Genomic DNA, 25,176 nt, shown 5'->3' with positions numbered 1-25,176 from the left:
ATAGGCAAAAGGATTTTGAGTGGTATGAGCCTGAACTTTCTTGAGTTTGAACAACCAATTGCTGAACTAGAAGCCAAGATTGAAGCATTACGTGATGTTTCTCGTCGTGATGAATCTGCGTCGGTTGATCTGGATAAAGAAATTGAACAACTAGAAAAGAAAAGCCTAGAACTGACTAAGAAAGTATTCAGTGACTTAGGTGCGTGGCAGGTTGCCCAAATGGCACGTCACCCTCAGCGTCCATACACGTTTGATTACGTTGAGCATATTTTTGAAGAGTTCGATGAACTGGCTGGCGATCGTGCTTTTGCTGACGATAAAGCGTTAGTGGGCGGTATTGCTCGTATTGATGGTCGCCCTGTGATGATCATTGGTCATCAGAAAGGTCGCGAAACCAAAGAAAAAGTAATGCGTAACTTTGGTATGCCGAAACCTGAAGGTTACCGTAAAGCCCTTCGTCTAATGAAAATGGCTGAGCGCTTTAAAATGCCGATCATCACTTTCATCGACACGGCAGGTGCATACCCAGGTGTCGGTGCAGAAGAGCGTGGTCAGTCTGAAGCTATCGCGACCAACTTAAAAGCAATGGCAGGCCTGACTGTGCCTATCATTTGTAACGTTGTGGGCGAAGGTGGTTCTGGTGGCGCATTGGCTATCGGTGTGGGGGATTGCGTGAATATGTTGCAATACTCAACGTATTCAGTGATCTCGCCTGAAGGTTGTGCATCTATTTTATGGCGTGATTCAGATAAGGCCCCACAAGCTGCTGAGGCGATGGGTATTACCGCTGAACGTCTAAAAGAGTTAGAGCTAATCGATAATATTATCGAAGAGCCGCTAGGTGGCGCCCATCGTGATGTTGCGCTAATGGCTGAGAAGCTAAAAGCACAATTTAAAGCAACATTAGATGAGCTTGACGCATTAGATACAGAAACCTTGCTAGAACGCCGTTACCAGCGCTTAATGAGCTACGGTTACTGCTGATAGCGAATTGCGAAAGCAAAAATACATGTTATGGGGCAGCCTAATCAGGCAGCCCCATTTTTTATGGTTGTTTTCCCTTTCTTTGTACGTCTTATTTATAGTCATTGTTATACTGACGCGGTGTTTCTCTTTAACGATCATGGTTGTTATGTCTCGCTCGTCACTCTATCGTCAACTTCATACTTGCTTACAGTCGCACGGCCCTAAGTCTAAGCGTTTTGTTTTAGCCCTGAGCGGTGGTATTGATTCGCGTGTACTGCTGGATGTCATGGCAGAGTACCTTGCGTTACATCCCGATCATCAGTGCGATGCTGTTCATGTCCATCATGGATTAAATGTTCATGCCAATGAATGGGCGGATAAGTGTCAAAATTGGGCGCAAGAGGTTGGCATTCAGTGTTATGTCGAGCGAGTGACCTTATTAAAAAGTCATGGTGATAGCCTTGAGCAATTGGCGCGTGATGCACGTTATCAAGCGTTGGCTCACTACATGAACCAAGATGATGTATTGCTGACAGCACAACATGCTGATGATCAGGTGGAAACATTATTGTTGGCATTAAAGCGGGGGAGCGGGCCCGCGGGGTTAGCGGCGATGCCTGTATCAACCTCGTTTGCTAAAGGTCATCATGTAAGACCCTTGCTGCAAGTGAGCCGAGCAGATATAGAGCAATACGCCAAGATCCAAGCACTCGAGTGGGTTGAAGATGACAGCAACCAAGATGTGCGATTTGATCGTAATTTTTTGCGTCATCACATCACACCGTTATTGGCTCAGCGCTGGCCTGGGCTGCGTAAAGCGGTAGCGCGTAGTGCCGCATTATGTGGTGAGCAAGAGGCCTTACTCAACGAACTTTTAGCCGATAAGTTGGCACTAGCGACAGCAGCTGATGGCAGTTTAGCACTGAGTGAACTTAAGCAAGAGCGATTAGGTAAAGCGCTGATCCGACAATGGCTACAACAACAAGGCGTTGCAATGCCATCTTACGCCCAACTGGATCAAGTATGGTGCTCGGTAGTACTTGCCCAGCAAGATGCCAATCCACAACTGAATTGGCAACAGCACCAAATTCGACGTTATCAACAGCGCTTATACCTAGTGCAACAATGGCCAGATATCCAAGATGTTCAGCTGCCTATCACATGCTCTGTACCGTGTGAATTACCACAAGGGTTAGGTAGAGTGACGCTTGCACCAAGCCAACGCGGTCAGCTACGTTTACCTCAAAACGATGAGGTTGTTTCGGTTCGTTTCAACCCTGAAGGGCTGAATATAAAGCCTGTTGGTAGGGTGGGTAAGCGTAAGCTGAAAAAACTATTCCAAGAGTATGGCGTACCCAGTTGGAACCGTCGTCGTACCCCATTGATCTATTATGGTGAGCAGTTAGCTGCGGTTGCAGGGGTATTTGTGGTAGATGGTTTTGAAGGCCAAGAGTGTGAGCTCACTTGGCACAATGAGTTATCCGATTGATATTAAAAGTGCAATGGATTGGTAAAGTGGGCACAATTAGCTGCAGGAAACTACAACTATAAAAGAGGACCTCATGAAGAAAGTTCTTACACTTGCATTGTTAGCCACAGTAATGTCAGCGCCTGCTCTCGCTGGTGATCCTGCAGCAGGGAAAGCAAAGGCCGCAATTTGCGCAGCGTGTCATGGCGCTGATGGTATTGCGGTTATACCTGGTTACCCAAACCTGAAAGGGCAAAATGAACAATATCTGGTTAATTCGTTAAAAGCCTATAAAAACAAAGAGCGTACAGGTGGTATGGCGATGGTCATGCAGCCGCAAGCTTCAATGCTTAACGATACAGATATTGTGAACGTAGCAGCATATTTTGCTCAAATGAAATAATTGCTTTAACTGTAATATTGAATAATTGAAAAGCCGCTTGATCACTTGATGATCAAGCGGTTTTTTTCATTGGTAACATGGCGTTTTTAATGAGTAAGAGCCGTGACCTTTATCGGGGCAGAGGCCGCTACAGTTGAATATCAGCAGTACCCGATAAAATGTAGTGATTAACGGATGTGATAATTCTTTCTATAAGGTGATGAATAATTGTTCAGTTGGTCATTCTCTAGTTGCTAAAAATGACAGAAGATATTATTGTACTAGCACGCTGATACATTGTTGTACTGTCGTTATCTTGTCTAGGAGTCATTATGAGTAAACCATCCACACTTGGGGGCGCATGTATTATCGCCAGTGTTTGTGTTGGAGCAGGCATGCTTGGGTTGCCAAGCGCTGGTGCTGGTGCGTGGACGTTATGGACTGTAGTTGCCATTTCTTTCACTATGATCATGATGACCCTTTCAGGATGGTTGTTGCTAGAAGCACTTAAGCATTATGAGTTTAAAGCTTCATTTAATACTGTTGCCAAAGATGTATTGAGCAACAAGGTTAATTTTATTAATAACTTGTCGTTGTATTTTGTAGGTGGCATTTTGCTTTATGCCTACATTTCATCATCAGGCATGATCTTCAGCGAAATGCTGGGGATGTCGCGTGAATTAGCATCCGTTCTGTTTGTCGCACTCTGTTCAGCCTTTGTTTTACACTCGACCCACGCAGTCGATCGTATTTCTACGGTGTTGATCCTCTTTATGGGCATCAGCTTTGTGCTGGGGATTTCTGGATTGGCTTCGAATATCAGCGTACCTGTCTTATTTGCGCAGGGCGAAGGTGATGCATCTTATTCGACCTATGCTCTGGCTCTGTTGCCCGTTGCGTTAGTATCATTTGGCTATCACCATTCAGTGAGTACAATGCGTGATTACTACCAAGATGAATACCGTGCCCAAAAAGCGATTCTGGGTGGCACCCTAATTGCCCTTACATTTTATTTAGGCTGGGTACTTTGTATTTTTGGTAACTTACCACGCCAAGAGTTTGGCCCAGTTGTAACGGCTGGTGGTGGTGTTGATGTCTTGATATCGGCACTCGCTTCAGCGGTAGATTCAAATAGCATTAAGCAAGCACTGCACATCTTTTCTATTGCTGCGATTGTTTCATCTTTCATTGGTGTTGGTTTGGGGCTGTTTGATTATTTAGCGGACTTTTTTGGTTTTGCCGATACGAAGCAAGGACGACTAAAAACCTGGGGGGTGACGTTTATTCCGCCATTGGTTTTCTCGTTAGTCGCTCCGTTTGGTTTTGTTGCCGCGATTGGTCTTGCGGGTGCGGCTGCTACTATTTGGAGTTGTATTATCCCAGCAGTATTGGCCAAAACATTACGTCAAAAAATGCCAGCACAAGAAGGGTTTGTCGTACCCGGTGGCAATGTGACCGTTTATGTTGTGATTGCGTTCGGGGTATTGACTGCAGCTTTCCATTTAATGGCGATGGCAAATTTACTGCCTGTCTTTAAGGGCTAGATTAACGCGAAGTAAATACATGAGTCATACATGAGTATGATAAAAAAACGGAAGCTTTGGCTTCCGTTTTTTATTGCTCTAAATTTGTGAGTCTTTTGGGGCTAGCGCCTTAGCGAAATTGTTTTGCTTCTGGCAAGTAATCAAACCCTGCACTTGCTAAGCGTGCAACCAGCTGTGCTTTATCGATTTCGTAATACTTTACCAGACTATCAAGATCACCAAACTCATCGCGGATCTTCATATTGACGATGCTCATCAGCATCACCGGATCCATGGTTTCAAAGTTGGTTAATTTCATGATTAGTCCTCATGGTCACTCATCAATAAGTTAGCGGCAGCATAAGCGGCACGTTCACGAACTTCTTGGGGCAGTTCAGTATTCGCTGCAACGTAATCAAGCGCTTTAATCGCACAGTGAATGGCATTTGGGATATAGCCAAGTTCACCACCACCAATTTGGGCGTAGTTCATTCGGATCAGCTCGCAACACTCATGTACTTTCATTGGTTCATCCTTAATTAAATCATTAGCTGAATGTACCGGTATCAGAGACGAGTACATTCAGCGAATGATTCACATTTGCAGATTAGTATATCGTAAATGGTGAGGCTTTGATCAACATTAATAAAGCAGGTTAAAAAGGCGGTTGACGTGCTAGGTGTGGTTATTTTTGACGTTTGTGTTGGTATAGCTGACGATCAGCTCGGTCGATAAGGGATATTGAGGTATCGCCTTTTTGATAATGCGCATAGCCTAAAGAGACACTGATATTAAGCGCGCGTAAGGTTTGGTCTTGTTTCATTAATTGCTGGATACGATTGGCAACTTTGCTCGCGGATTCTGAGGTCGCGGGCTGCAATAAGGCGGTAAATTCATCGCCACCTAAACGGTAGCAACGGTCAGTCGCGCGAACGGCATCTTTCAAAATAGTTGCAAAACGGCGTATCACCTTGTCACCATCAAGATGCCCAAAGCGATCATTAACCTGCTTGAAGTTATCCAAATCAAAGATGATCAGAACGAGTCCGACATTACGGCGTTCGCTTAATGCGATGGCATGGCGGATATCTTGCTCAAAGCTAGTACGGTTACCTAAAGCGGATAGGTAATCCTGCAGAGCAAGGTTTTTCACGCGGCGGTATTCAATGGCATTTGCTAATGGACCAGCAAAAAGGCGGTGGTAGGTGTGAAGTAAATTAATTTCATCTTTGTCCAGTTTGTATGGGGTACAGTACTGGAGCTTACCAAGTTCATTCTCGCCAAAACGTAGTACAAAAGTCTGACGAAACTCGGTCGCTTTACCTCGACGGATCAGAGTGGCCGTTCCTTCTAACTCCCAAATCAGCCGATGAATATCAATTTGCTTTTCCATTTCACGGGTGAAAATTTCAAACAACAGTGATAAATCAAGCTTGCCTTGGAGTTTCTGTAGGATCAATAAGCGTACATCAGCCCCGAGAGGTTTTCTTCTCGGTTTCTGTGAAGCATCAGCATATTTATCCCAAAGAACTGGATCCATATCATCATCAAAATAAAGTGTGGGCAAATACTATATGCAAAATTCAGCGCTGATCAACTGTTTGTTGTTAAATATGATAATAATTAACTGATTCTATTTTAAAAAGTTTCTGAGTATGCCTTCTTGTCTTAACGCATCTTCATATCCAAGCTGAATAAGAGATTTGATGTATGCGGGTTCAAATAATATATAGCTGGTGATAGCAGCATCGTCTTGTGGGCTGATCCCTATCATTCGCATCAGTGCTCGTGTCATGGGGGGGAGGTAGCAATAGTTATCTTGTGCAAGAGGTTCAAAAGATTGACTAGGGAAAAGGTGGATATGATCGACGACCTTCATATCGAGTTTTTTCTGTGCCGTCGTTGGTAAGGTATGCAATAGGCGATTGGTACGATCGAGATGTTCTAAGTCTGCGGTTAATGTATCGCTAAAAATCGTATCCATTAAATGTCCCCCCAAGGTGGCTAACCCGGGTGTTTGGGTGTGATCTGATGGCTCTATTTTCTGGTTGATTAAGTTAATGATAAGAATCTTATCTGCGCCCATTTTAAGCGAAGGGCGTAATGGGGCTAATTGGTGAATAGAACCATCGCCATAATAGTGACGACCAATCCGACTGGCGGGGAAAACCAAAGGGATTGCAGCTGATGCCATTAAATGATCAGTATTGAGCATGGCACGACGGCCTTTTGATTTGGCGCGATCCCATTCAGTCAGGTGGGGTTGACCTTGGAAAAAGCTAACGGATAATCCGCTTTTGTAACTTGAGGCCGTAATGGATAGCCCTTCTAAGTTACCCGCCATGATCTGTTTTTCAAGTCGGTCATAGTTGTTAACTTGGTTAAGTAACTCACGCAGCGGGCGGTTGTTGAGCAGCCCAAACGGTGGTCTTTCGTGGTGCTGAGCTTGCATGCGAGCATACCACTGGTGGGCGAGATAGCCTGTCATTCCCAACGGGCTTGATTTAAAGATTCGACGGCTATGAAGTCGCCCCCAAATCCACTCTAACTTTTTTACGCCAAGGCGAAAACAAGACGCGTAACAGGCAATAGAGGTGGCGTTAATCGCCCCTGCAGATGTACCACAGTAGATTGAAAACGGGCTGTGATGCACTCGTGGATACCATTCAGAAATGGCTTTGAGTACACCGACTTGATACGCTGCGCGCGCACCACCACCGCTGAGTAATAAACTGATTTTAGGCTTATCCTTTGCCATATCAACACCCTGACTATTCTTGTTTAACTATACAAGGTCTTGTCAGGCAGGATAAGCCTTTTTCAATAAGGCGGGATGCGAGCCAATAAAAAAGCCTCCAACGAGGGAGGCTTTTTGATATGGAATTATCAGCGATTAAGCAAGTTTTTGCTTAATAAACTCAACCATCTCTGCAACAGGTACACCGACCTTGCTGCCGTCTTTACGGTCTTTGTATTCCATCTCGCCATTTTCAAGGCTACGGTTACCGATAACGATAGTGTGAGGGATACCGATCAGCTCGTGATCCGCAAACATAACACCTGGGCGTTCTTTACGGTCATCGAATAGCACTTCGATACCAGCTGCAGTTAGATCAGCATATAGCTTTTCAGCGGCTTCTTTAACTTCTGCAGACTTCGCCATGTTCATCGGTACGATAGACACTTGGAAAGGTGCAATCGCTGCTGGCCAGATGATGCCGTTTTCGTCGTAGTTTTGCTCGATAGCTGATGCAACAACACGTGATACACCAATACCGTAACAACCCATCTCAAGGATTGAGTGTTTACCGTTAGCGTCAAGCACGCCACAGTTCATTGCTTCTGAGTAGGCTGTACCTAATTGGAAGATATGACCCACTTCGATACCACGTTTTAGTTGTAGGGTACCTTGACCACATGGGCTAGGGTCGCCTTCAACAACGTTACGTAGATCTTCAACTTGACCGAGTTCAACGTCACGACCCCAGTTGATACCGAAGTAGTGCTTATCGTCAACGTTAGCGCCTGCGCCAAAGTCGCTCATTACAGCAACTGTGCGGTCAACGATGAAGGGTAGTTCAAGGCCAACAGGGCCTAGTGAACCTGGGCCTGCACCGATCAGTGCACGAATTTCTTCTTCCGTTGCCATCTCTAGTGGAGCCGCAACTTCTTTCAAGTTTTCAGCTTTTACTTCGTTAAGCTCGTGATCACCACGGATGATCAGTGCAACGATGTCGGCATCAACTTCATCAGATGCTTTAACAAATAATGTCTTAACTGTTTTCTCGATAGCCAGGCCGTGTTGCTCAACAAGTTCAGCAATCGTTTTTGCATTTGGCGTATCAACAAGCGTCATTTCTTGCGTTGGCGCTGCACATTCAGCAGCAGGTGCAAGTGCTTCTGCTTTTTCGATGTTGGCTGCGTAATCAGATTCTGTTGAGAATGCGATCAAATCTTCGCCACTCTCAGCCAGTACATGGAACTCTTGAGAGCCACTACCACCGATTGCGCCTGAGTCAGCCAGAACTGGACGGTACTCAAGACCCATACGGTCGAACGCTTTACAGTAAGCATCGTGCATTGCATCGTAAGACTTTTGCAGGCCATCTTTGTCGATGTCGAAGCTGTAGGCGTCCATCATGCAGAATTCACGTGCGCGCATTACACCAAAACGAGGGCGGCGTTCATCGCGGAATTTAGTCTGGATTTGGTACAGGTTTAGCGGAAGCTGTTTGTAAGAGCTAACTTCGTTACGTACAAGGCTAGTGATAACCTCTTCAGCTGTTGGGCTAAGTACAAACGGACGAGCGTGACGGTCAGTAAAGCGAAGTAGTTCAGGGCCCATTTTTTCTGAGCGACCTGTTTCTTCCCAAAGTTCAAATGGCTGAACAACGGGCATCAAAGTTTCAACTGCACCTGCATTGTTGATTTCTTCGCGAACGATGTTCTCGACCTTACGTAAAACACGCAGACCAGTAGGCAGCCAAGTGTAAAGACCTGAAGCCAGCTTACGGATCATACCTGCACGAAGCATCAGCTGGTGGCTAATAACTTCTGCGTCATTTGGGGTCTCCTTCAGGGTAGAAAGAAGATATTTACTGGTACGCATTGATGGTATCCGTTTGTTGATAAAAATTTATGTGAAGGGATCTATATTATCAGCTAATCCATTACGCGCCAAAGGATTCGTCATCAATTGGCTCTAATGCGGTAACGGTAATGGCGTCAAAACTCACGCTGAACCTGACATTATAGTTAAACAGATGTACGGCGTATTGTTTATTGTCAGTTTTCCCTTTTTTGTACGCAGGGCGAGGATCTTGCGCTAATACTTCACGGATCACCGCTTGATGATAGGCCTCTTTGCCTTTATCGAGTTGCTTAATCGCTGCCTCGGTAAAGATCACGGGTAAAGTATCGGGTTCTTCAGCCGCAAATCCGCCTTGTGCATCCGGTAAGCTATCGGAATACGGGATGTAAGGCTTGATATCGACGATAGGGGTCCCATCAACTAAATCAACGCCGCCTAATTCAATGATCACATTGCCATTTTGATGGCGTACCCCTTTCAACTCTACCGCAGACATGCCTATGCCATTAGGTCTAAAAGTTGCTCGACTGGCAAATACACCAATACGTTCATTACCGCCAAGGCGAGGTGGCCGAACCGTTGGTCGCCATCCCGCTTCAAGATTCTGATCAAATAAAAACAGTAGCCACAAATGGCTAAATTGCTCTAAACCACGAACAGCTTCTGCGGTATTGGCATCACCTCGTAATACGATTTCAGCGCGCGCACTGGGTACAAGCCCTGGTTGGCGAGGCACCGCAAATTTCTCTTTGTAAGGGGAGTGAATAACACCAACAGGTTCGATAGAAACAGACATACAAGCATTCAAGTTAACGAGAGTGGAGAAACTCTATCATAAATAAACAAAGAAGGAGTTGTTGAGAATAGCTATCAAATGTTACATTATAACAATTGTTATAATGTAACATTAAAATCAAAGCAAAAATAAGGATAGCATCATGAAATCGGGTATCCATCCTGAATACCGAACCGTCGTTTTTCACGACACCAGCGTTGATAAATATTTTCTGATTGGATCAACACTCCAAACCGATCGCACCATTACTTGGCAAGATGGTAAAGATTACCCGTATTACACCTTGGATGTATCGTCGGAATCGCACCCATTTTATACCGGTAAGCAGCGTGTGATTTCTGCTGAAGGGCGTATGGCCAACTTTAACCGTCGCTTTGGCCAAATTGGTTCAGTAAAAGGATAAAACAATGAAAGTATTAAGTTCGTTAAAAAGCGCCAAGATGCGCCACCGTGATTGCCAAATCGTAAAGCGCAAAGGTCGTGTTTACGTGATTTGTAAATCAAATCCACGCTTTAAGGCTGTGCAAGGCAGCGGTGGTAAGAAAAAATAGCCCGTTATTGTGGGTCGCGAGTTATATAAAGTAAAGATTAGATACAACAAAGCCCCTAGCAAAGGGGCTTTGTATTCGGTCAGTGAGTTTCTAGTGACGCATATAGAGGAAGGTGGATTACCAGCCTTTCACCACACCGCCTTGGAATATGTCTTTTGCTGCTGTGTAAACCGCTTCTGATTGGTACGCTTTCACAAATGTTTTTACGTTTTCTGCATCAACATTGTCTTGGCGAGAAACAATCAGGTTTACGTACGGTGACTCTTTATCTTCAACAAATACACCGTCACGTTCAGGCGTTAGATTAATGCTGCTTGCGTAAGTGGTGTTGATAATGGCAAGTTTCACATCATCTAGCGAACGTGGCAGTTGAGCCGCTTCTAGTTCAACAATTTTGAGGTTCTTTGGATTCTCAACAATATCAAGCACTGTTGCGGCTAGGCCAGAGCCTTCTTTCAGTGTTAGTAAACCTTGTTGTTGCAGTAATAGCAGTGAACGACCAAGGTTAGTTGGATCGTTTGGAACGGCTACTTGATCGCCATCTTGAAGCTCATCAACCGATTTAATTTTGTTTGAGTAACCCGCAATTGGGTAAACAAAGGTGTTACCAGCGACTGTGAATTTGTAGCCACGGTCCGTAATTTGCTGATCAAGATAAGGCTTATGTTGGAATGCGTTGACATCAATAGAGCCTTCTTCAAGCGCTGCATTGGGTGATACGTAATCGGTAAAAGTGATCAGTTCAACATCAAGCCCGTATTTGTCTTTGGCTTCTTTAGCGGCCACTTCTGCCACTTGCGCTTCCGAGCCTGCCATTACCCCAACTTTAATCTTGGTATTATCAACCGCGGCTTCTTTTTCACCACAGCCAGTTAGTACAAGTGCAGATGCTAACCCTGCGACGGCAAAAATGTTCTTTAGATTAAACGCCATGTTACTTCTCCTTTATGGGGTATTCCCTGATTTTTTAAGCGAGTTAAGTTGGCTAACTCGCTGTCATAATATGTTGTGCTTGAGTGATGCGTTTTTATTACCTGATACTAAGATTAGCGATGGTCGACACGTTTGACTAAGTGATCCCCGATCGACTGAATCAGTTGGACTAAGATAACCAGCATGATCACGGTAATTGCCATCACGGTGCCATCAAAGCGCTGGTAGCCGTAACGGATACCGACATCGCCTAAGCCACCGCCTCCGACCGTACCTGCCATTGCCGAGTAACTCACTAGTGTGACTAGGGTGATGGTCACGGCGTTAATGATGCCAGGTAGTGCTTCAGGTAAAAGCACTTTGGTTATGATCTGAATGGGTTTTGCGCCCATAGCTTGCGCGGCTTCAACCAACCCCGTTGGCACTTCCAGTAATGCCCCTTCTACTAAGCGAGCGATAAATGGAATGGCACCGACGGTTAGCGGAACGATTGCCGCAGCGGTTCCGATTGAGCTGCCGACAATAAAGCGAGTAAATGGAATGATCGCGACCAATAGAATAATGAATGGGATAGAGCGACCAATGTTGACCACTATGCCCAATACTTTATTAAATTTAGGGTTGGCCATTAGGCCATTATCTTTAGTGAGGTGCAGTGCAACACCGAGTGGAATACCCAGTACAAAGCCAATCAATCCCGATGCCAATACCATGGTGAGGGTTTGGCCTAATGCTTCGATTAATAGCTGAACCAAACGTTCATTGGTTTGCCACCAAGTAGCAATAGTATCAAGCAACATAACCTAGCACCTCTACGTTAACTTTGTGATCGCGAAGGAAGGCTACCGCATTATCGGCTGCTTGTTCCGTTCCATAAAACTCTGCCAGCATCAGGCCAAATTTGACACCGCCAGCGTAGTCCATGTCTGAGCTCAAGATACTGATATCAATATTGAACTCACGTGCTACTTGACTGATCAGCGGTGCATCGACGGAAGCGCCTGTAAACTCTAAACGGATCAGTGGGTAGCTGCCTTCAATGCGCTCTGGTGTCATACGCGCTTTGTAATCTTCAGGAATTGAGAGATCCAATGTTGAGCGAATAAACTCACGGGCAAGATCTGTTTTAGGGTGAGCAAAAATATCGCCAACAGGCCCTTTTTCTACCAGTTCACCGTCACCAATAATCGCTACTTTGGAGCAGATATTTTTGACCACATCCATTTCGTGGGTGATAAGTAAAATAGTGAGCTTTAGCTTGCTGTTGATCTCTTTAAGTAGATCGAGAATCGAGTGCGTTGTTGCAGGGTCTAGGGCGCTGGTAGCTTCATCGCACAGTAGCACTTTTGGATCTGAGGCCAGTGCGCGGGCAATGGCGACACGTTGTTTTTGACCGCCACTTAGATTGGCTGGGTAGCTGTGGTGTTTATCCGCTAAGCCGACAAGCTGAAGCAACTCAGTGACTTTGGTTTTGATATCTGCTTTTGATTTGTTCGCTAGCTCAAGGGGTAGGGCGACATTATCAAATACAGTTCGCGATGAAAGCAGGTTGAAATGTTGAAAAATCATGCCGATCTTGCGACGAGCAAGGGTTAACTCTTGGCTAGACAGCTGGGTTAGGTCGACACCATCAACAATCACTTGGCCATTGCTTGGGCGTTCAAGTAAATTGACACAGCGGATCAGTGTACTTTTACCTGCACCTGATGAGCCAATAACACCAAAGATGGTACCTTGTTCAATGGTAAGGTTGATATCACGCAGAGCATGTATTTCTAACTCTCCCTGATAAAACACTTTGTCTACTCGTTTTATTTCTATCATCGAACTTCCTAGATACCAGATAAAATAATGCGTTTTGCGGTTATACGTATTGTATTTGTAACGCGATTGTGCGAAAAGTTGAATTAAATCGCGTTATGTTGATAATGAGATTAGCAGTCTGGATGGCTAAGTCAATAGATATTTTTACGTCTAGACGTCTAAATGAAATCTGCTTTTAAAGTCCAACGGTAATCCTTAGCGCTGTTATGGTCCTTGAAGCGGTAAATAGATGAATCGCAACTGCTGCCGTGCCATAATCAAGCTAAATGAAATATAGAGGGCTTTCCTTTGGCCAAACCAGCAGTTTTTATCGATCGTGATGGTGTCATTAATGTTGACCACGGTTATGTTCACACTGTAGATGATTTTGAATACATCGAGGGTGTCTTCGAAGCATGTAAGAAATTAAAAGAAATGGGTTACATGTTAGTGCTTGTGACGAACCAAGCAGGTATCGCACGTGGCATGTACACTGAAGATGAATTCTTATCATTAACAGAGTGGATGGATTGGAACTTTGTTGATAATGGCGTTGAGTTTGATGGTATTTACTACTGTCCTCACCACCCAACTGAAGGCCAAGGCGATTACTTACAAGCATGTGAGTGTCGCAAACCGAACCCAGGTATGTTTATTTCTGCGCGAGATTTCCTAAAAATTGATATGGAAAACTCAATCATGATCGGTGACAAAACTGATGACATGAAAGCGGCGCAAGCAGCCAACGTAGGCACTAAAATTCTGGTTCGTACAGGTAAGCCTGTGACTGAAGAAGGCGAGAGCCTTGCATCGGTTGTGCTAGATAGCGTCGCAGATGTACCAGCATGGGTTGCAGCGAAGTAAGCGTAGTTTTTTACGTTAAGCTTCAAAAAAAACAGGTCGCTTAGGCGACCTGTTTTCGTTTGGATTATGGGGCTATTTAACGGTTATCGAGCGGTAGAATTTCTAACACCTGTTGGTAACGTTTGGCGCGTTTTAACAACTTAGCTTGTTGCTTAGCATCATCAAACTCAATCAGTGTGATGTGCTTTAACTCGAGTGCGCTGTTATCGATATTGGGATCAATAAGCTGGTTCAGTTCTTTGATGAACTGGATCATCTGTAGCGCTAACCCATTGGCTGGACTTGCATAATAGCTTTGGCCATTTTTACGAACAAAGGTTTCAACTTGGCTAACATGATCGTTACTGCTGCGTAGCGAAACATATTGCGCCAGCTTGTCACCCTGGGTGTAGTAACCTGTTTGGCTATCACTAAATTGCACCACTAACTTGAGTAGCGCTTCAATTTGGCTGTATTCACCCTTGTGAGGCAAGTTATAGAAGTGCTTGAGGTTCTTGGCGTAGTAAGGGGCTGCTTCTACTTTGGTATTTACCTCAAACGCTGTGAACTCACCTTGTGGTGCAACTGCGTTGCCTTCTCGGTCTCTGAATAATTGAGTACCGAGTATGGTTTGAGCATTGTTTGTACCAAGGGCGATATCATCAAGCAAGATTGTAAAGATATCGTATTTGATATAACCGTTGCCACCTGTTGGGACAATGTAAGGCAAATCGACTAAGGCGCTGTCAGTGCGGTCAGTGGTACGACGGATACCATCTCGCTCTAACAATGCAGCCATTGCGGCAAATTTATCGGGCCAGAAACCGTAGTAATCAAACATGCCGACATAATTAAACTTCGGGTTCACATTGGGTGCTTTACCGCTGTTGAGCATTTTGCCCGCTTCAGCTAACAGTGTTTGCCCTTGGCTGGTTAAGTAGGACTCAATAGCTGGATGGAAGCAGCTTTGTGGTACTTCCCCTTGAGCGAGCTGGCTGCGTACTGCACTTTGGTAAATGACATCGTTCAGTGTACGGTAACTCACTTCACCAACCGCATTTTGAACTTCACACTGATGATCTGGTTGAATCACCAGATTCACAAGGTTATTTCTGAGTTCATCAATGCCTTGCGCCATGCCACAGAAGTAATCGAAGTTAAAATCTGACACTGGCCATATTTCCATTTGGCCGGTACAGACAGGATCCGTTTGGGCAATGAATAAACGGTCGGCGTCGCTCCAACCTATGTATTGTGACATACGATCGAACATTTGAATGTTTTCACGCCAATTCATGAAGGTGTTGACGCGGCCAATGGCGTAATCACTCAGTGTTGATTCATCAAAGTTTTTACGATTATTTCTGTGGGTACTTAGCGAGAAATGTTCGTAGTAACGCTGCCAGTTATAATTGTTGATCTCACTATGATTTCGACCTTCGTCATGGCGATTACAGTCGGTATTTAAGCTGACATTGCCATCGGTACAGTATTTGAATTCACGCAGCACTTTATCGCCTGGGACTTTATCACTCCACTTATCGTCTAATACGGCATCATTAACGGCTGCACTTAAAACACCATCGCTTAAGCGTGGATCTAAGTGAGTATTTTCAGCAAAGAAAGCGGTTTTCAGTTCTTTATCATAGGCCGTTAAGTCAAAGTATTCTGGTGATACGGTATCGGCCTTTGATGCTGAACCGAATGTGGACACTTCAACTTGGCGTTTGTAAGCAAAGCGCAATGCGGCTTTATCGTAGAGGCCAAAGACAGGTAATGCATCCATCATCGACGGGTTATAGTCCATGATAGAGCTGTACGCTGGGATGTATTTTAGGCCGTGATGATGAGCTTGCTGTTTAGTGAAAAAGTTACTGTCATCATTACTGCCTTGAAAGTTATGGCGTAAACCTAGGTTATGGCCTATTTCATGAACCAAGGTTTTTGCATAGTAAATACCAGCCAAAATACGACCGACATGTGTCTGTTGCTCTATGGTTAGCTGGTCCCAGCGTTTTAGTTGGGTGCGCTCATTATCTAACCATACATAGGCATCTTCAGAGGTAAAATCGATTGACTGACCTGCCACGACCATCGTGGGCAGCATTTTTTCGGTGGTACTCGACCATAAGCTCGAAACAGGAAACATATTGTGTTCGGCCCATAGGCGCTTTTCGAGTTCGTTAATTTTGACTAAATCTAGGGGGGTAAGTGTCTCTTGTGGGATCTGATTGAGCTCGTTCAAGGCTTTTAAGGCGCTATCAATCGGTTCACTTGCCTGTGTTTGTACCGCTGGTGGTAAGGTATTTGTGGCGATCGATGCGATTAAATCAGCATTGCTTTCGAGGCGGGTACCATCAATAGCGGAATAGGATAAAGCAACGGGTGTTGCTGATACTTGCTCGTTTTCCTGTTTTGGCATTGGTTTAACATTGCCTTGGTTATATTGGATCGCGATGCGATCCCATAAACGGTAAGCGATGCTCTCTAATACACCTGAGTATTGGTTAACATGGGCATGGACGATTTCACCAGTCACAGGGTTGACTGCGGATGGACCGTAACCGGCTAAGCCATTTTGTAGCGGCTCGTGGATAAGGTTGATCACGTTGTAGCGTAGATCGCCAGAGCGCTTACCCGAAGGTTGATGCAAAGTAATACTCGGTACGCCAACTTTGGTTAGTTGCGGATTGATCCTGTCTATCACATCTATGGTGATTTGTTTATAAAACTGGGTTGCTGGGTTTATATCGAAGCTATCGGATAAGTGATAATCGACATTTCCTTGTGTCGGGTTGAAGCGGTGCATGTAGTGAATACGATTACCATCTTGGGTGTTGTTCCCTAGGTGGTCGGGGCGAGAGACTTGTGAGGCAAACATACCAAAAGTATCTTCATCACCTTTAGGGTAAAGCACAGGCTCATAATCTTGACTCTGCACGGCATTCAGAGGGACAAACGAATAAAAGTTTGAAACCGTAAAAGTCAGGTTATTAAAGTCGAGACCATCATCGCCTTGGAATAAAGCATTAACGAGACAGCTCCACTGATTAGATATTTGATAATCTTGTTCCAATTCAATATTCAGCGCACCATCTTTTAACTCATAACCTTCCCAATCAGTCGCCAGTCGGGCTGGACCTACTGCGGTATAACATCCTGTTGAATAGGTAAATAAATCATCCCAGTCACGCTCTAATACGGCGAGTTTGGTATAATCCGGCGTGAAGAATTTTTTATCTTTCCAATTGACATTTTCGTCTGTATTTTCCTCTTCTTGGTTAGTACAGTCATCGTAGGCATCTTCTTTACAACGATAATCCTGATAAGTCCCTGGCAATTTTATTAATGGGCTTAAATTAGTGTCAACATCAGACCAACGTCCAAAATCATTATTATTTATTTGTGCTTGGCTAATGACATCAGGGCTTAATTGACGAACTTCTAATCCTTCTTCGGTATAGAAAAAGCGAACCAGTTTTTCCTGACCTTGCATGAATGGCGCCATGCTAACAGCATAACGTGGTGCTTTCGCCATTGACGGCATATAAAGGTAGACTTGATCTGTTTTTATCTCCCTTTTAGTTACTTGGTGAGGGTCTCGTTCAACAAGATCATAGCTTTGATCATCAGCACCACATCCTACGAGAAATAACGCAGAAATAATACTTGATGCGACCAGTGATCGTTTCATACAAACTCCTTTTTGTATTTAAAATGAATACCCAACAGCAATGGAATAGCTTGCCGTGTTTAGGTTGAATATATCTATATCGCCAACGGTTCCACGCTCTGCATCAAAATATACGCCAGAGTTAGAGGTTGATAGCGCGGTGTAAAAGTGAGGGGTTATTTGCCATATACCAGATAGAGCGCCTGAGTAATTCCAGTCATAGCGTGTACCATGGTAGCTCCAAGCCGTTCCGCCAAGTAGCGAAAGATTGACGGTGAAATCATGCCAGCTATAGCCTACACCTGTATTGATAGATGCCACCCACTCGGTTAAATTTTTGTCTCCTGCTGTTTTATATTTATGAAAGTTCTTTTTGACTCTTGGGGTAAAAAAATAATTAATGCTATCCCATTTATTGGTAATAGGCATAGAAAGTCGAAGTGCGGTATAGAGCTTATCTTTTTCTGATAATTCAGAGGTGGGTAAAGTAAACTGAGCGGCATAACCAATATTACCGGTTTCTCCCCATTGGTAGTATTGACTGTTTTTAATGCCAATAATCGTGTCGGTTAAATACGTGCCTGTTTCATCTTCATAAACACGATAGCCGCCAGAGTCGATATAAATAGTATTTTCATTTAATTTATAATTAAGGTTTCCTGACCAATTTAAATTTCTAATGCTGCGATGATCATCTTTATCTACATAATTTGAGGTGTATGTAAGAGACAAATAACCATTAATATTATTTATATCAGCGTAACTATGATTAACCACTAGTAATCCTGCAATTAATAGTAGGGGGTTATACCTTTTGGGGATTCTTTTCCTCTTTATATTTGTTATGTCCATCATTTTCATCCATTAATAATATTATTGACGGTACTTTTTTTATATTGTTACAGTTTTGCCGGTGGCATGGTCAATCTTGATATTTTATTGATTATTCTGGGTGCTGGTGGAATTGCATGGGTTAAATGTCGGATTTAAGGTTTGTGGTAGCGTATAAGATTAGTGAAGCTGATGGTTTATTGATGATTTGACTTAATTAGCTATAGGCGCATTATTTTACTTTTGGGTCGTTATTGAGTTGATATTGACACGGTACTAAATGATTTATTAGTCATTGTTAGCTATAAATCACCTAAGATATAGTGAGTGATCTATGTTGAAAATATTGGATAGGAGTAATAAGCCTTGTTATTGGTTTTAATATAGTATTAAACTCTAATACAGAGCGACAAAATAAATAACGACAAGGAGTGTCGTCGATGTTGTCATATTTTTTACGCCGATTAATGTTGGTGATCCCGACTTTTCTGGGTGTAACCCTACTGATATTTACCATTACTCGATTTGTGCCCGGCGGCCCCGTTGAGCGCTTGCTTGCGAGTATGCAAGCGAAAGGCGATGTACAAGCCACAAGCACAGCAGTAGGGGGGAGTAATGCACTTTCCGATGATCAAATTGCCGAGCTGAATGCATTTTATGGCTTAGACAAGCCGGTGTTTGAAGCGTATAGCGATTGGTTGAGTAAGCTTGTTGTCTTTGACTTTGGCGAATCGACCCGCTACTACGAACCTGTTTGGGATATGATTGCTGAGCGTATTCCTGTCTCCGCTTTTTATGGTGGTATGACTTTCTTTATCAGCTACTTTATTTCCATTCCTCTCGGTTATTTTAAAGCAATGCGCCATGGCAGCGTATTTGATTCATCCTCCTCAATTTTGATCTTTATTGGCTATGCCTTACCTGGTTACGTGGTTGGTATTTTATTAATAACCTTATTTAGTTATCACCTCGAGTGGTTTCCTATGGGGGGCTTTGTCGGCGATGATTTTGATGATTATGAGACCTTTGCTGAACAGTTCAAAGACATCATGTGGCATGCAGTGCTGCCGTTAATCTGTTATCTCATTGGTGATTTTGCCACCCTAACCATGACGATGAAGAATAACCTGATGGAAAACCTATCGGCAGACTATGTCCGTACAGCGATCGCTAAAGGACTGCCATTCAAAGTCGCAGTCCGTAAACATGCTTTACGCAACAGCTTGATCCCTATCGCGAGCCACTTTGGTAATTCGTTACTTTTCTTTATGACAGGGTCTTTTTTGATAGAGGTTATTTTTAATATTGATGGGATAGGGTTGCTTGGCTATGAAGCCATCATGGAACGCGATTACCCCGTTGTGATGGGGATAGTCGCGATAAACGCAGTCATGCTAATGATAGGCAACATACTGTCGGATATGTGTGTTGCTATGGTTGATCCTCGTGTGAAGTTTGGAGCGTAAATTCATGAATATTAACCCTCTGACTCGCCGTAAGTTACTTCGCTTTAAGCAAATTAAACGCGGTTATTACTCTTTTGTTGCCTTGTCTTTTTTGCTGGTTTTTTCTTTAGTCGCTGAATTGTTTATTAACAGTAAAGCATTAATGGTGAGCTATAACGGGCAGTGGTCTTTCCCTGTTTTGAGTGATGTTCGTGCGGGGACTGACTTTGGATTAGGTTATGCAAAAGAAGCGAATTACCGTGAACTTCAAGTCTTATATCAGCAGCAAAATGAAGGTAATTGGGTACTGTTACCAATTATACCGTGGGATCCGTATGAACAAGATTTTAGTGGCGATTTCCCACCGACAGAGCCGAGCTTCGCCGATAAACATTATTTAGGAACAGATACTATAGGGCGAGATATTGTCGCGCGTTTGGTATATGGCTTTCGTATTGCAATGGGATTTGCATTAAGCACCATGCTTATTTCTTACACCATAGGGGTCGCGGTTGGCTGTGCGATGGGATTTTGGGGCGGTAAGTTTGATCTTATTGCTCAACGTGTGATTGAAATATGGTCGATGGTGCCATTTTTATACGTCATCATGATTTTGGTATCGATCACTCAGCCAACGTTCTCACTCTTTGTTGCTATCAATGTGCTCTTTGGTTGGATGGGAATGACGTGGTATATGCGAACCATGACTTATAAAGAATCAGCGCGAGAATATGTGATGGCAGCGAGAGCTTTAGGTGCATCTACGGCACGTATCATGTTTAAGCATATTTTACCTAATACCATGGTAATGATAGTGACACTCGCGCCTTTTACGATTGCAGCAAATATTACTGCGTTGACGGCGCTGGATTATTTAGGTCTGGGGCTAATGCCGCCTACGCCAAGCTGGGGCGATTTATTACAGCAAGGAAAGTCAAACCTTGATTCACCATGGATAGTGGTATCTGTTGTTACGGCCATCGTATTGGTTTTAGTCATGGTGACTTTCATTGGTGAAGCGATACGTGAGGCGTTCGATCCTAAAAAATACACCCGCTATATTTAAATCAGGCTGATACAAAAATGTGATTCATCACTAACACAAGGATGTATAACGATGAAGTTTTTAACGCTTTCTGCCGCACTGGCTGCGACAGCTTTTCATTTTAATGTGCAGGCAGCGCAATTACCTGACAACCTGACCTGGATATCAAATGCAAATGAGCCATTATTTGCCTCTGAACAGGCACAGTTTGGTGGCAAATTTCGGACTTATATCCAAAGTTTCCCTCAGACATTTCGTGTGATCGGCCCTGATTCAAATGGGGCATTTCGTTCATGGCTGGTGGATAATCGCCCAGCCTCTGTTACTCGCCACCCTGTCACGAATAAATGGATCCCTGAAATCACCGATGAATGGGCATACGGTGACGATAACAAGACGGTGTATTTTAAAATAAACCCGAAAGCGACGTGGTCTGATGGTAAAGCGATAACAGCGGATGACTTCGTCTTTGTACTGACACTGATGCGTTCAAAAGACATCATTGACCCATGGTATAACCAGCATTACACCGAGCAAATTAAAGAAGTCGTGAAATACGATGATCATACGTTTGCGGTTGTGTCGACAAAACCGCGAAACCGTGAAGATTTGATGATTTACAGTAACTTTCAACCTCGACCAGCGCACTTCTATCAGCCAAAAGATGATAAAAATAATGATGGCATTGATGATAATTTTGTTCGCAAATACAATTTTAAAGCTGAGCCATCTGCTGGGCCTTATTACTTAGACAAAGTGAAAAAAGGAAAATCACTGACGTTTAAACACATAGGGCAAGATTGGTGGGGATACTCTAATCGTTACTTTCAGAATCGTTATAACGTTGAAAAAATCAGTATCAAGGTCATCCGTGATAACGATATAGCTAAAAAGCACTTTGAGAAAGGTAACATCGACACGTTCGCCTTGCTGATCCCATCGCTTTGGCATGAAAAATCAAACACTAAACCTTATCAGCAGGGCTATATCCATAAGTTCTGGGGCTATAACCAAGTGCCAGAAGGGGCGGGGGGGATTTGGATTAACACCGCGAAGGATAAGCTTGATAACCCTATTATTCGAGATGGGATAGCCCATGCTATCGACTTTGACGGCATGATTTCCAAGTTACTTCGGGATGACTACACCCGCCTACCTAACGGTGTGGGTGTTGGCCATGGTGACTATACCAATAATGCGATTACTGCACCGAAATTTGCACCTGAACTGGCGGCCCAGAAGTTTGCGAAAGCAGGCTTTGATAAAGTCGGTGGGGATGGTATTCGTATTAATAGTAAAGGTGAGCGTTTAACCTTTGCTGTGACCTATGGTTATGCCCAACACACACCACGAATTGCGTATTTAAAAGAGCAGGCAAAAGAGGCAGGGCTAGAACTAACACTAAACCTTGTCGATGGTTCGTCAGCATTTAAATATGTGTTAGAGAAAAAACACCAGTTATCATTTCACCGAATGGGCACATCTGAGATCCCTGCTTATTGGGAGTACTTCCACTCAGATAACGCCAATAAAGTTCAAAACAACAACTTCACTAATTTTAGTTCGCCAGAGCTAGATACCCTCATCATGTCTTACCGTTCTGAATTCGATCTTGAAAAGAAAAAAGCGATCTCCCGTCAAATTCAGCTGTTAGTTAATGAGGCTAACGTCATTATTCCTGGCTATATGGTGCCTTATACCCGTGAAGGTTACTGGCGTTGGTTGAAATACCCGAAACCTGCCATGACAAAATTGACCAAGTTCTTGTTTACGACGGGCACTTTCCGTGATTACGGTACGTTTTGGATCGACCCTGTAGAATACAAAAATACCAAAGCAGCAGTGAAAAAAGGCAAGACATTTGAACCTATGACGGTTGTTGATGAAACCTATAAGCGCTTAGCACCGGAGAAAGAGTAAATGACGGACTCGGTAGTCTTATCAGTGCGTGATCTCGTGACTGAGTTCACGACAGATAATGGTGTAGTTAGAGTACTTGATGGTGTGTCATTTGAGGTAAAAAAGGGGAAAACATTGGGTATTGTTGGTGAGTCAGGTTGTGGTAAAAGCGTGACGGCCATGTCGATAATGGGTCTTTTACCACGACCTTATGGGCAAGTCGTTAATGGGGAAGTGATTTTTGATGGAACTGACTTGCTTGGACTACCGCCGCAAGATCTTTACCAAATGCGTGGTAACTGTATCTCGATGATCTTTCAAGATCCCATGACGGCTCTAAACCCAGTACACACCATAGGTAAGCAAATTAACGAAGTATTAGAGCTTCATCGACCAGAGCTTAATAAACGGCAGCGATTTGATTACGCGTTGTCGATGTTTACCAAAGTGGGTATTCCGTCACCTGAGCAACGCATTTATGAATATCCACACAACTTATCTGGCGGTATGCGCCAGCGGGTGATGATTGCGATTGCGTTAGCCTGTCAGCCTGATGTGTTGATTTGTGATGAGCCAACCACAGCTCTGGACGTTACTGTTCAAGCGCAGATCCTTGATTTGATGCGAGAGATACAACAAGAGACAGGAATGGCGATCATATTTATCACCCATGATTTAGGCGTAGTGGCAGAAATGTGTGATGAAGTTGTGGTGATGTATGCAGGGAGGGCGGTTGAAGTCAGTGATGTGTTTACATTATTTGAACAGCCTAAACACCCGTATAGCCGCGGGCTATTGCAATCGATGCCTACGTTGAATGTCGGACATAAGCAGCCGTTACAAACTATCCCTGGTAATGTTCCCCAGTTAGATGAAATGCCTGACGGTTGTCGTTTCTGTACGCGGTGCCAATTTATGACGAATAAGTGTGAATCTCAGCAACCATCTTGGGAGTTGTTAGACAAAACACACCGTGTGAGTTGCCATCATTGGCGAGAGGTACATTAACGATGGAATTATTGAAGATTGAAAACCTTGAAAAGCACTTTCATTCGGGGGGCGGCATATTACGAAAAGGCTATTCGGTAAAAGCCGTTGATGGGGTTAGCCTTAGTTTAAAAAAAGGCGAAACACTAGGGCTGGTCGGAGAATCTGGGTGCGGTAAAAGCACCTTAGGACGAACCTTACTGAAATTATTTGAGCCAACTGCTGGGCAGATATATTTTGAAGGTAAAGATATCACGTCGTTATCAGTTAAGGAGATGCGGATATTAAGGCAAGACATGCAAATTGTCTTTCAAGACCCAACTGAGTCACTTAACGCGCGCCACACGATTGGTATGATTATCGAAGAACCTTTCATTATTCACAATATCGGCACAGCCAATGAGCGTAAGATTTGGGTAAAAGAGCTACTTGTGAAAGTGGGCTTGTCTGAAAGTGCTGCTGAACGTTACCCCCATGAGTTTTCAGGTGGACAAAAGCAACGTATCGGGATTGCTCGTGCCATCGCATTAAAGCCGAAGCTGTTAGTTTGTGATGAATCAGTATCAGCGTTAGATGTTTCTGTTCAGGCACAAATCATCAATTTACTGCTGGCTCTGCAACAGGAACTTCATTTATCTATTATCTTTATTGCCCATGATTTATCCGTTGTGAAGCATATATCAGACCGTGTCGCCGTAATGTACTTGGGAAAGATTGTAGAAACAGGCCCGACAGCCAGTGTGTATTGCCAGCCCCTTCACCCTTATACCCAAGCACTATTGTCGGCAATACCGATACCCAATCCAAGGCTACGCAATAAAACCAGAATAATGCTCGAAGGTGAGCTGCCTTCGCCGATAAACCCTCCTCCTGGCTGCCGATTTCATACCCGTTGTCGTTACGTCACAGATAAATGCCTAACAAACCAGCCTGAAGAACGGAATTTATCAACGAATCATACTGTTGCTTGTCACTTTCCATTGGCACAAGATTCGATTGAAAGTGAGACGTTAGAGGTTTTAAGTACAGATTAAATCGCTTTTGATTAAAATGTGTGCGGTTGGTGTTTTTTTTTGAATTTAGGGGTTGTCAGCTTTTTGGAACTCCCTATAATGCGTCCTCACTGACACGGAATAAGGCGGTGAGCCTGAATGATTTGTCAGTATGTTCTTTAACAATTTGACCATGCAATCTGTGTGGGCACTCGTGAAATGAATAGTCAAAACTGTTCATTGTTACTTTTTAAGTAAGAATGAATTTGGCATCAATGAACTGAGTGACCAGTACAAATAACAAGTTTACTTATTATTTGGCACAGTCAATTCGAATATCATGACTAGCTTCTAGTTATCGATATTCAATCAGTATTCATTGAGCCATCAAAAACTTTAAATTGAAGAGTTTGATCATGGCTCAGATTGAACGCTGGCGGCAGGCCTA

Annotated in this window: 23 protein-coding genes; 12 read left to right on the top strand and 11 right to left on the bottom strand. The window is 43.8% G+C overall.

Annotated features, from left to right (window positions below; translation table 11 throughout):
* The first annotated feature begins 24 nt into the window (after positions 1 to 24).
* The 4 genes from accA to L4C35_RS19990 all read left to right on the top strand — a co-directional run bounded on the left by accA (position 25) and on the right by L4C35_RS19990 (position 4,360).
* Positions 25 to 984, top strand: coding sequence for an acetyl-CoA carboxylase carboxyl transferase subunit alpha (accA, locus tag L4C35_RS20005; RefSeq protein ID WP_428464560.1), 960 nt, complete (start codon positions 25 to 27; stop codon positions 982 to 984).
* A gap of 148 nt (positions 985 to 1,132) precedes the next feature.
* Positions 1,133 to 2,455, top strand: coding sequence for a tRNA lysidine(34) synthetase TilS (gene tilS, locus L4C35_RS20000; protein ID WP_428464559.1), 1,323 nt, complete (start codon positions 1,133 to 1,135; stop codon positions 2,453 to 2,455).
* Between the two features lie 73 nt (positions 2,456 to 2,528).
* A complete protein-coding gene (locus L4C35_RS19995) occupies positions 2,529 to 2,837 on the top strand; it encodes a c-type cytochrome (RefSeq protein ID WP_428464558.1) in 309 nt (102 codons plus the stop codon).
* 311 nt (positions 2,838 to 3,148) lie between these two features.
* Positions 3,149 to 4,360: an aromatic amino acid transporter gene (locus L4C35_RS19990; RefSeq protein ID WP_428464557.1), complete on the top strand. Its 1,212-nt coding sequence runs from the start codon at positions 3,149 to 3,151 to the stop codon at positions 4,358 to 4,360.
* A gap of 109 nt (positions 4,361 to 4,469) precedes the next feature.
* On the opposite strand, the gene L4C35_RS19985 is transcribed toward L4C35_RS19990, so the two are convergent.
* The 6 genes from L4C35_RS19985 to tsaA all read right to left on the bottom strand — a co-directional run bounded on the left by L4C35_RS19985 (position 4,470) and on the right by tsaA (position 9,726).
* Positions 4,470 to 4,658, bottom strand: coding sequence for a DUF4250 domain-containing protein (locus L4C35_RS19985; RefSeq protein ID WP_428464556.1), 189 nt, complete (start codon positions 4,656 to 4,658; stop codon positions 4,470 to 4,472).
* Positions 4,659 to 4,660: 2 nt separating this feature from the next.
* Positions 4,661 to 4,864 carry a YaeP family protein gene (locus tag L4C35_RS19980; RefSeq protein WP_428464555.1) on the bottom strand — a complete coding sequence of 68 codons (204 nt, stop codon included), beginning with the start codon at positions 4,862 to 4,864 and terminating at the stop codon, positions 4,661 to 4,663.
* 160 nt (positions 4,865 to 5,024) lie between these two features.
* On the bottom strand, positions 5,025 to 5,879 hold the full coding sequence (locus L4C35_RS19975) for a GGDEF domain-containing protein (RefSeq protein WP_428464554.1): 855 nt from the start codon (positions 5,877 to 5,879) through the stop codon (positions 5,025 to 5,027).
* Between the two features lie 93 nt (positions 5,880 to 5,972).
* A complete protein-coding gene (locus L4C35_RS19970; RefSeq protein ID WP_428464553.1) occupies positions 5,973 to 7,097 on the bottom strand; it encodes a patatin-like phospholipase family protein in 1,125 nt (374 codons plus the stop codon).
* Between the two features lie 135 nt (positions 7,098 to 7,232).
* The gene (locus tag L4C35_RS19965; protein WP_428464552.1) at positions 7,233 to 8,948 is read right to left on the bottom strand and encodes a proline--tRNA ligase; all 1,716 of its coding nucleotides are present in this window, start codon (positions 8,946 to 8,948) and stop codon (positions 7,233 to 7,235) included.
* A gap of 61 nt (positions 8,949 to 9,009) precedes the next feature.
* Complete coding sequence (gene tsaA, locus L4C35_RS19960) at positions 9,010 to 9,726, bottom strand: tRNA (N6-threonylcarbamoyladenosine(37)-N6)-methyltransferase TrmO (protein WP_428464551.1); 717 nt, start codon at positions 9,724 to 9,726, stop codon at positions 9,010 to 9,012.
* Between the two features lie 142 nt (positions 9,727 to 9,868).
* Here tsaA and L4C35_RS19955 point away from each other — a divergent pair, with 142 nt between their 5' ends.
* Together L4C35_RS19955 and ykgO are read left to right on the top strand one after the other, a co-directional pair.
* Positions 9,869 to 10,129: a type B 50S ribosomal protein L31 gene (locus L4C35_RS19955; protein WP_428464550.1), complete on the top strand. Its 261-nt coding sequence runs from the start codon at positions 9,869 to 9,871 to the stop codon at positions 10,127 to 10,129.
* 4 nt (positions 10,130 to 10,133) lie between these two features.
* Positions 10,134 to 10,277 carry a type B 50S ribosomal protein L36 gene (gene ykgO, locus L4C35_RS19950; protein ID WP_048899969.1) on the top strand — a complete coding sequence of 48 codons (144 nt, stop codon included), beginning with the start codon at positions 10,134 to 10,136 and terminating at the stop codon, positions 10,275 to 10,277.
* Positions 10,278 to 10,394: 117 nt separating this feature from the next.
* Here the strand turns inward: ykgO and L4C35_RS19945 are convergent, their stop codons facing one another.
* The 3 genes from L4C35_RS19945 to metN form a co-directional block, all read right to left on the bottom strand.
* Positions 10,395 to 11,210 (bottom strand): MetQ/NlpA family lipoprotein, encoded by an 816-nt coding sequence (locus tag L4C35_RS19945; protein WP_428464549.1) that lies wholly within the window; start codon positions 11,208 to 11,210, stop codon positions 10,395 to 10,397.
* Positions 11,211 to 11,323: 113 nt separating this feature from the next.
* Positions 11,324 to 12,010 (bottom strand): methionine ABC transporter permease, encoded by a 687-nt coding sequence (locus L4C35_RS19940; protein ID WP_428464548.1) that lies wholly within the window; start codon positions 12,008 to 12,010, stop codon positions 11,324 to 11,326.
* Positions 12,000 to 13,034 carry a methionine ABC transporter ATP-binding protein MetN gene (metN, locus tag L4C35_RS19935; protein WP_428464547.1) on the bottom strand — a complete coding sequence of 345 codons (1,035 nt, stop codon included), beginning with the start codon at positions 13,032 to 13,034 and terminating at the stop codon, positions 12,000 to 12,002. The genes L4C35_RS19940 and metN overlap by 11 nt, the downstream gene beginning before the upstream one ends.
* Positions 13,035 to 13,322: 288 nt before the next feature.
* Between metN and gmhB the strand changes: the two genes are divergently transcribed.
* Positions 13,323 to 13,877 carry a D-glycero-beta-D-manno-heptose 1,7-bisphosphate 7-phosphatase gene (gene gmhB / locus L4C35_RS19930; RefSeq protein WP_048899960.1) on the top strand — a complete coding sequence of 185 codons (555 nt, stop codon included), beginning with the start codon at positions 13,323 to 13,325 and terminating at the stop codon, positions 13,875 to 13,877.
* Positions 13,878 to 13,953: 76 nt separating this feature from the next.
* Here gmhB and L4C35_RS19925 read toward each other — a convergent pair whose 3' ends face one another.
* On the bottom strand, positions 13,954 to 17,550 hold the full coding sequence (locus tag L4C35_RS19925; protein ID WP_428464546.1) for a zinc-dependent metalloprotease: 3,597 nt from the start codon (positions 17,548 to 17,550) through the stop codon (positions 13,954 to 13,956).
* An 18-nt stretch (positions 17,551 to 17,568) separates the two neighbouring features.
* On the bottom strand, positions 17,569 to 18,384 hold the full coding sequence (locus L4C35_RS19920) for a hypothetical protein (RefSeq protein WP_428464545.1): 816 nt from the start codon (positions 18,382 to 18,384) through the stop codon (positions 17,569 to 17,571).
* Between the two features lie 416 nt (positions 18,385 to 18,800).
* Between L4C35_RS19920 and L4C35_RS19915 the strand changes: the two genes are divergently transcribed.
* From L4C35_RS19915 to L4C35_RS19895, 5 genes are read left to right on the top strand one after another with little or no spacing between them, the layout of a single operon-like run.
* Complete coding sequence (locus L4C35_RS19915; protein WP_428464544.1) at positions 18,801 to 19,826, top strand: ABC transporter permease subunit; 1,026 nt, start codon at positions 18,801 to 18,803, stop codon at positions 19,824 to 19,826.
* A gap of 4 nt (positions 19,827 to 19,830) precedes the next feature.
* A complete protein-coding gene (locus L4C35_RS19910; protein WP_428464543.1) occupies positions 19,831 to 20,871 on the top strand; it encodes an ABC transporter permease in 1,041 nt (346 codons plus the stop codon).
* A 51-nt stretch (positions 20,872 to 20,922) separates the two neighbouring features.
* Positions 20,923 to 22,770 carry an extracellular solute-binding protein gene (locus L4C35_RS19905; protein ID WP_428464542.1) on the top strand — a complete coding sequence of 616 codons (1,848 nt, stop codon included), beginning with the start codon at positions 20,923 to 20,925 and terminating at the stop codon, positions 22,768 to 22,770.
* Positions 22,771 to 23,757 carry an ABC transporter ATP-binding protein gene (locus L4C35_RS19900; RefSeq protein ID WP_428464541.1) on the top strand — a complete coding sequence of 329 codons (987 nt, stop codon included), beginning with the start codon at positions 22,771 to 22,773 and terminating at the stop codon, positions 23,755 to 23,757.
* A gap of 2 nt (positions 23,758 to 23,759) precedes the next feature.
* A complete protein-coding gene (locus L4C35_RS19895; protein ID WP_428464540.1) occupies positions 23,760 to 24,770 on the top strand; it encodes an ABC transporter ATP-binding protein in 1,011 nt (336 codons plus the stop codon).
* Positions 24,771 to 25,176: the final 406 nt, after the last annotated feature.

The organism is Photobacterium kagoshimensis, from assembly GCF_050337045.1.
GTDB classification, from domain to species: domain Bacteria; phylum Pseudomonadota; class Gammaproteobacteria; order Enterobacterales; family Vibrionaceae; genus Photobacterium; species Photobacterium kagoshimensis.
Note: the sequence above shows the minus strand (reverse complement) of the source record. Positions and strands in the feature narration are given on the sequence as shown.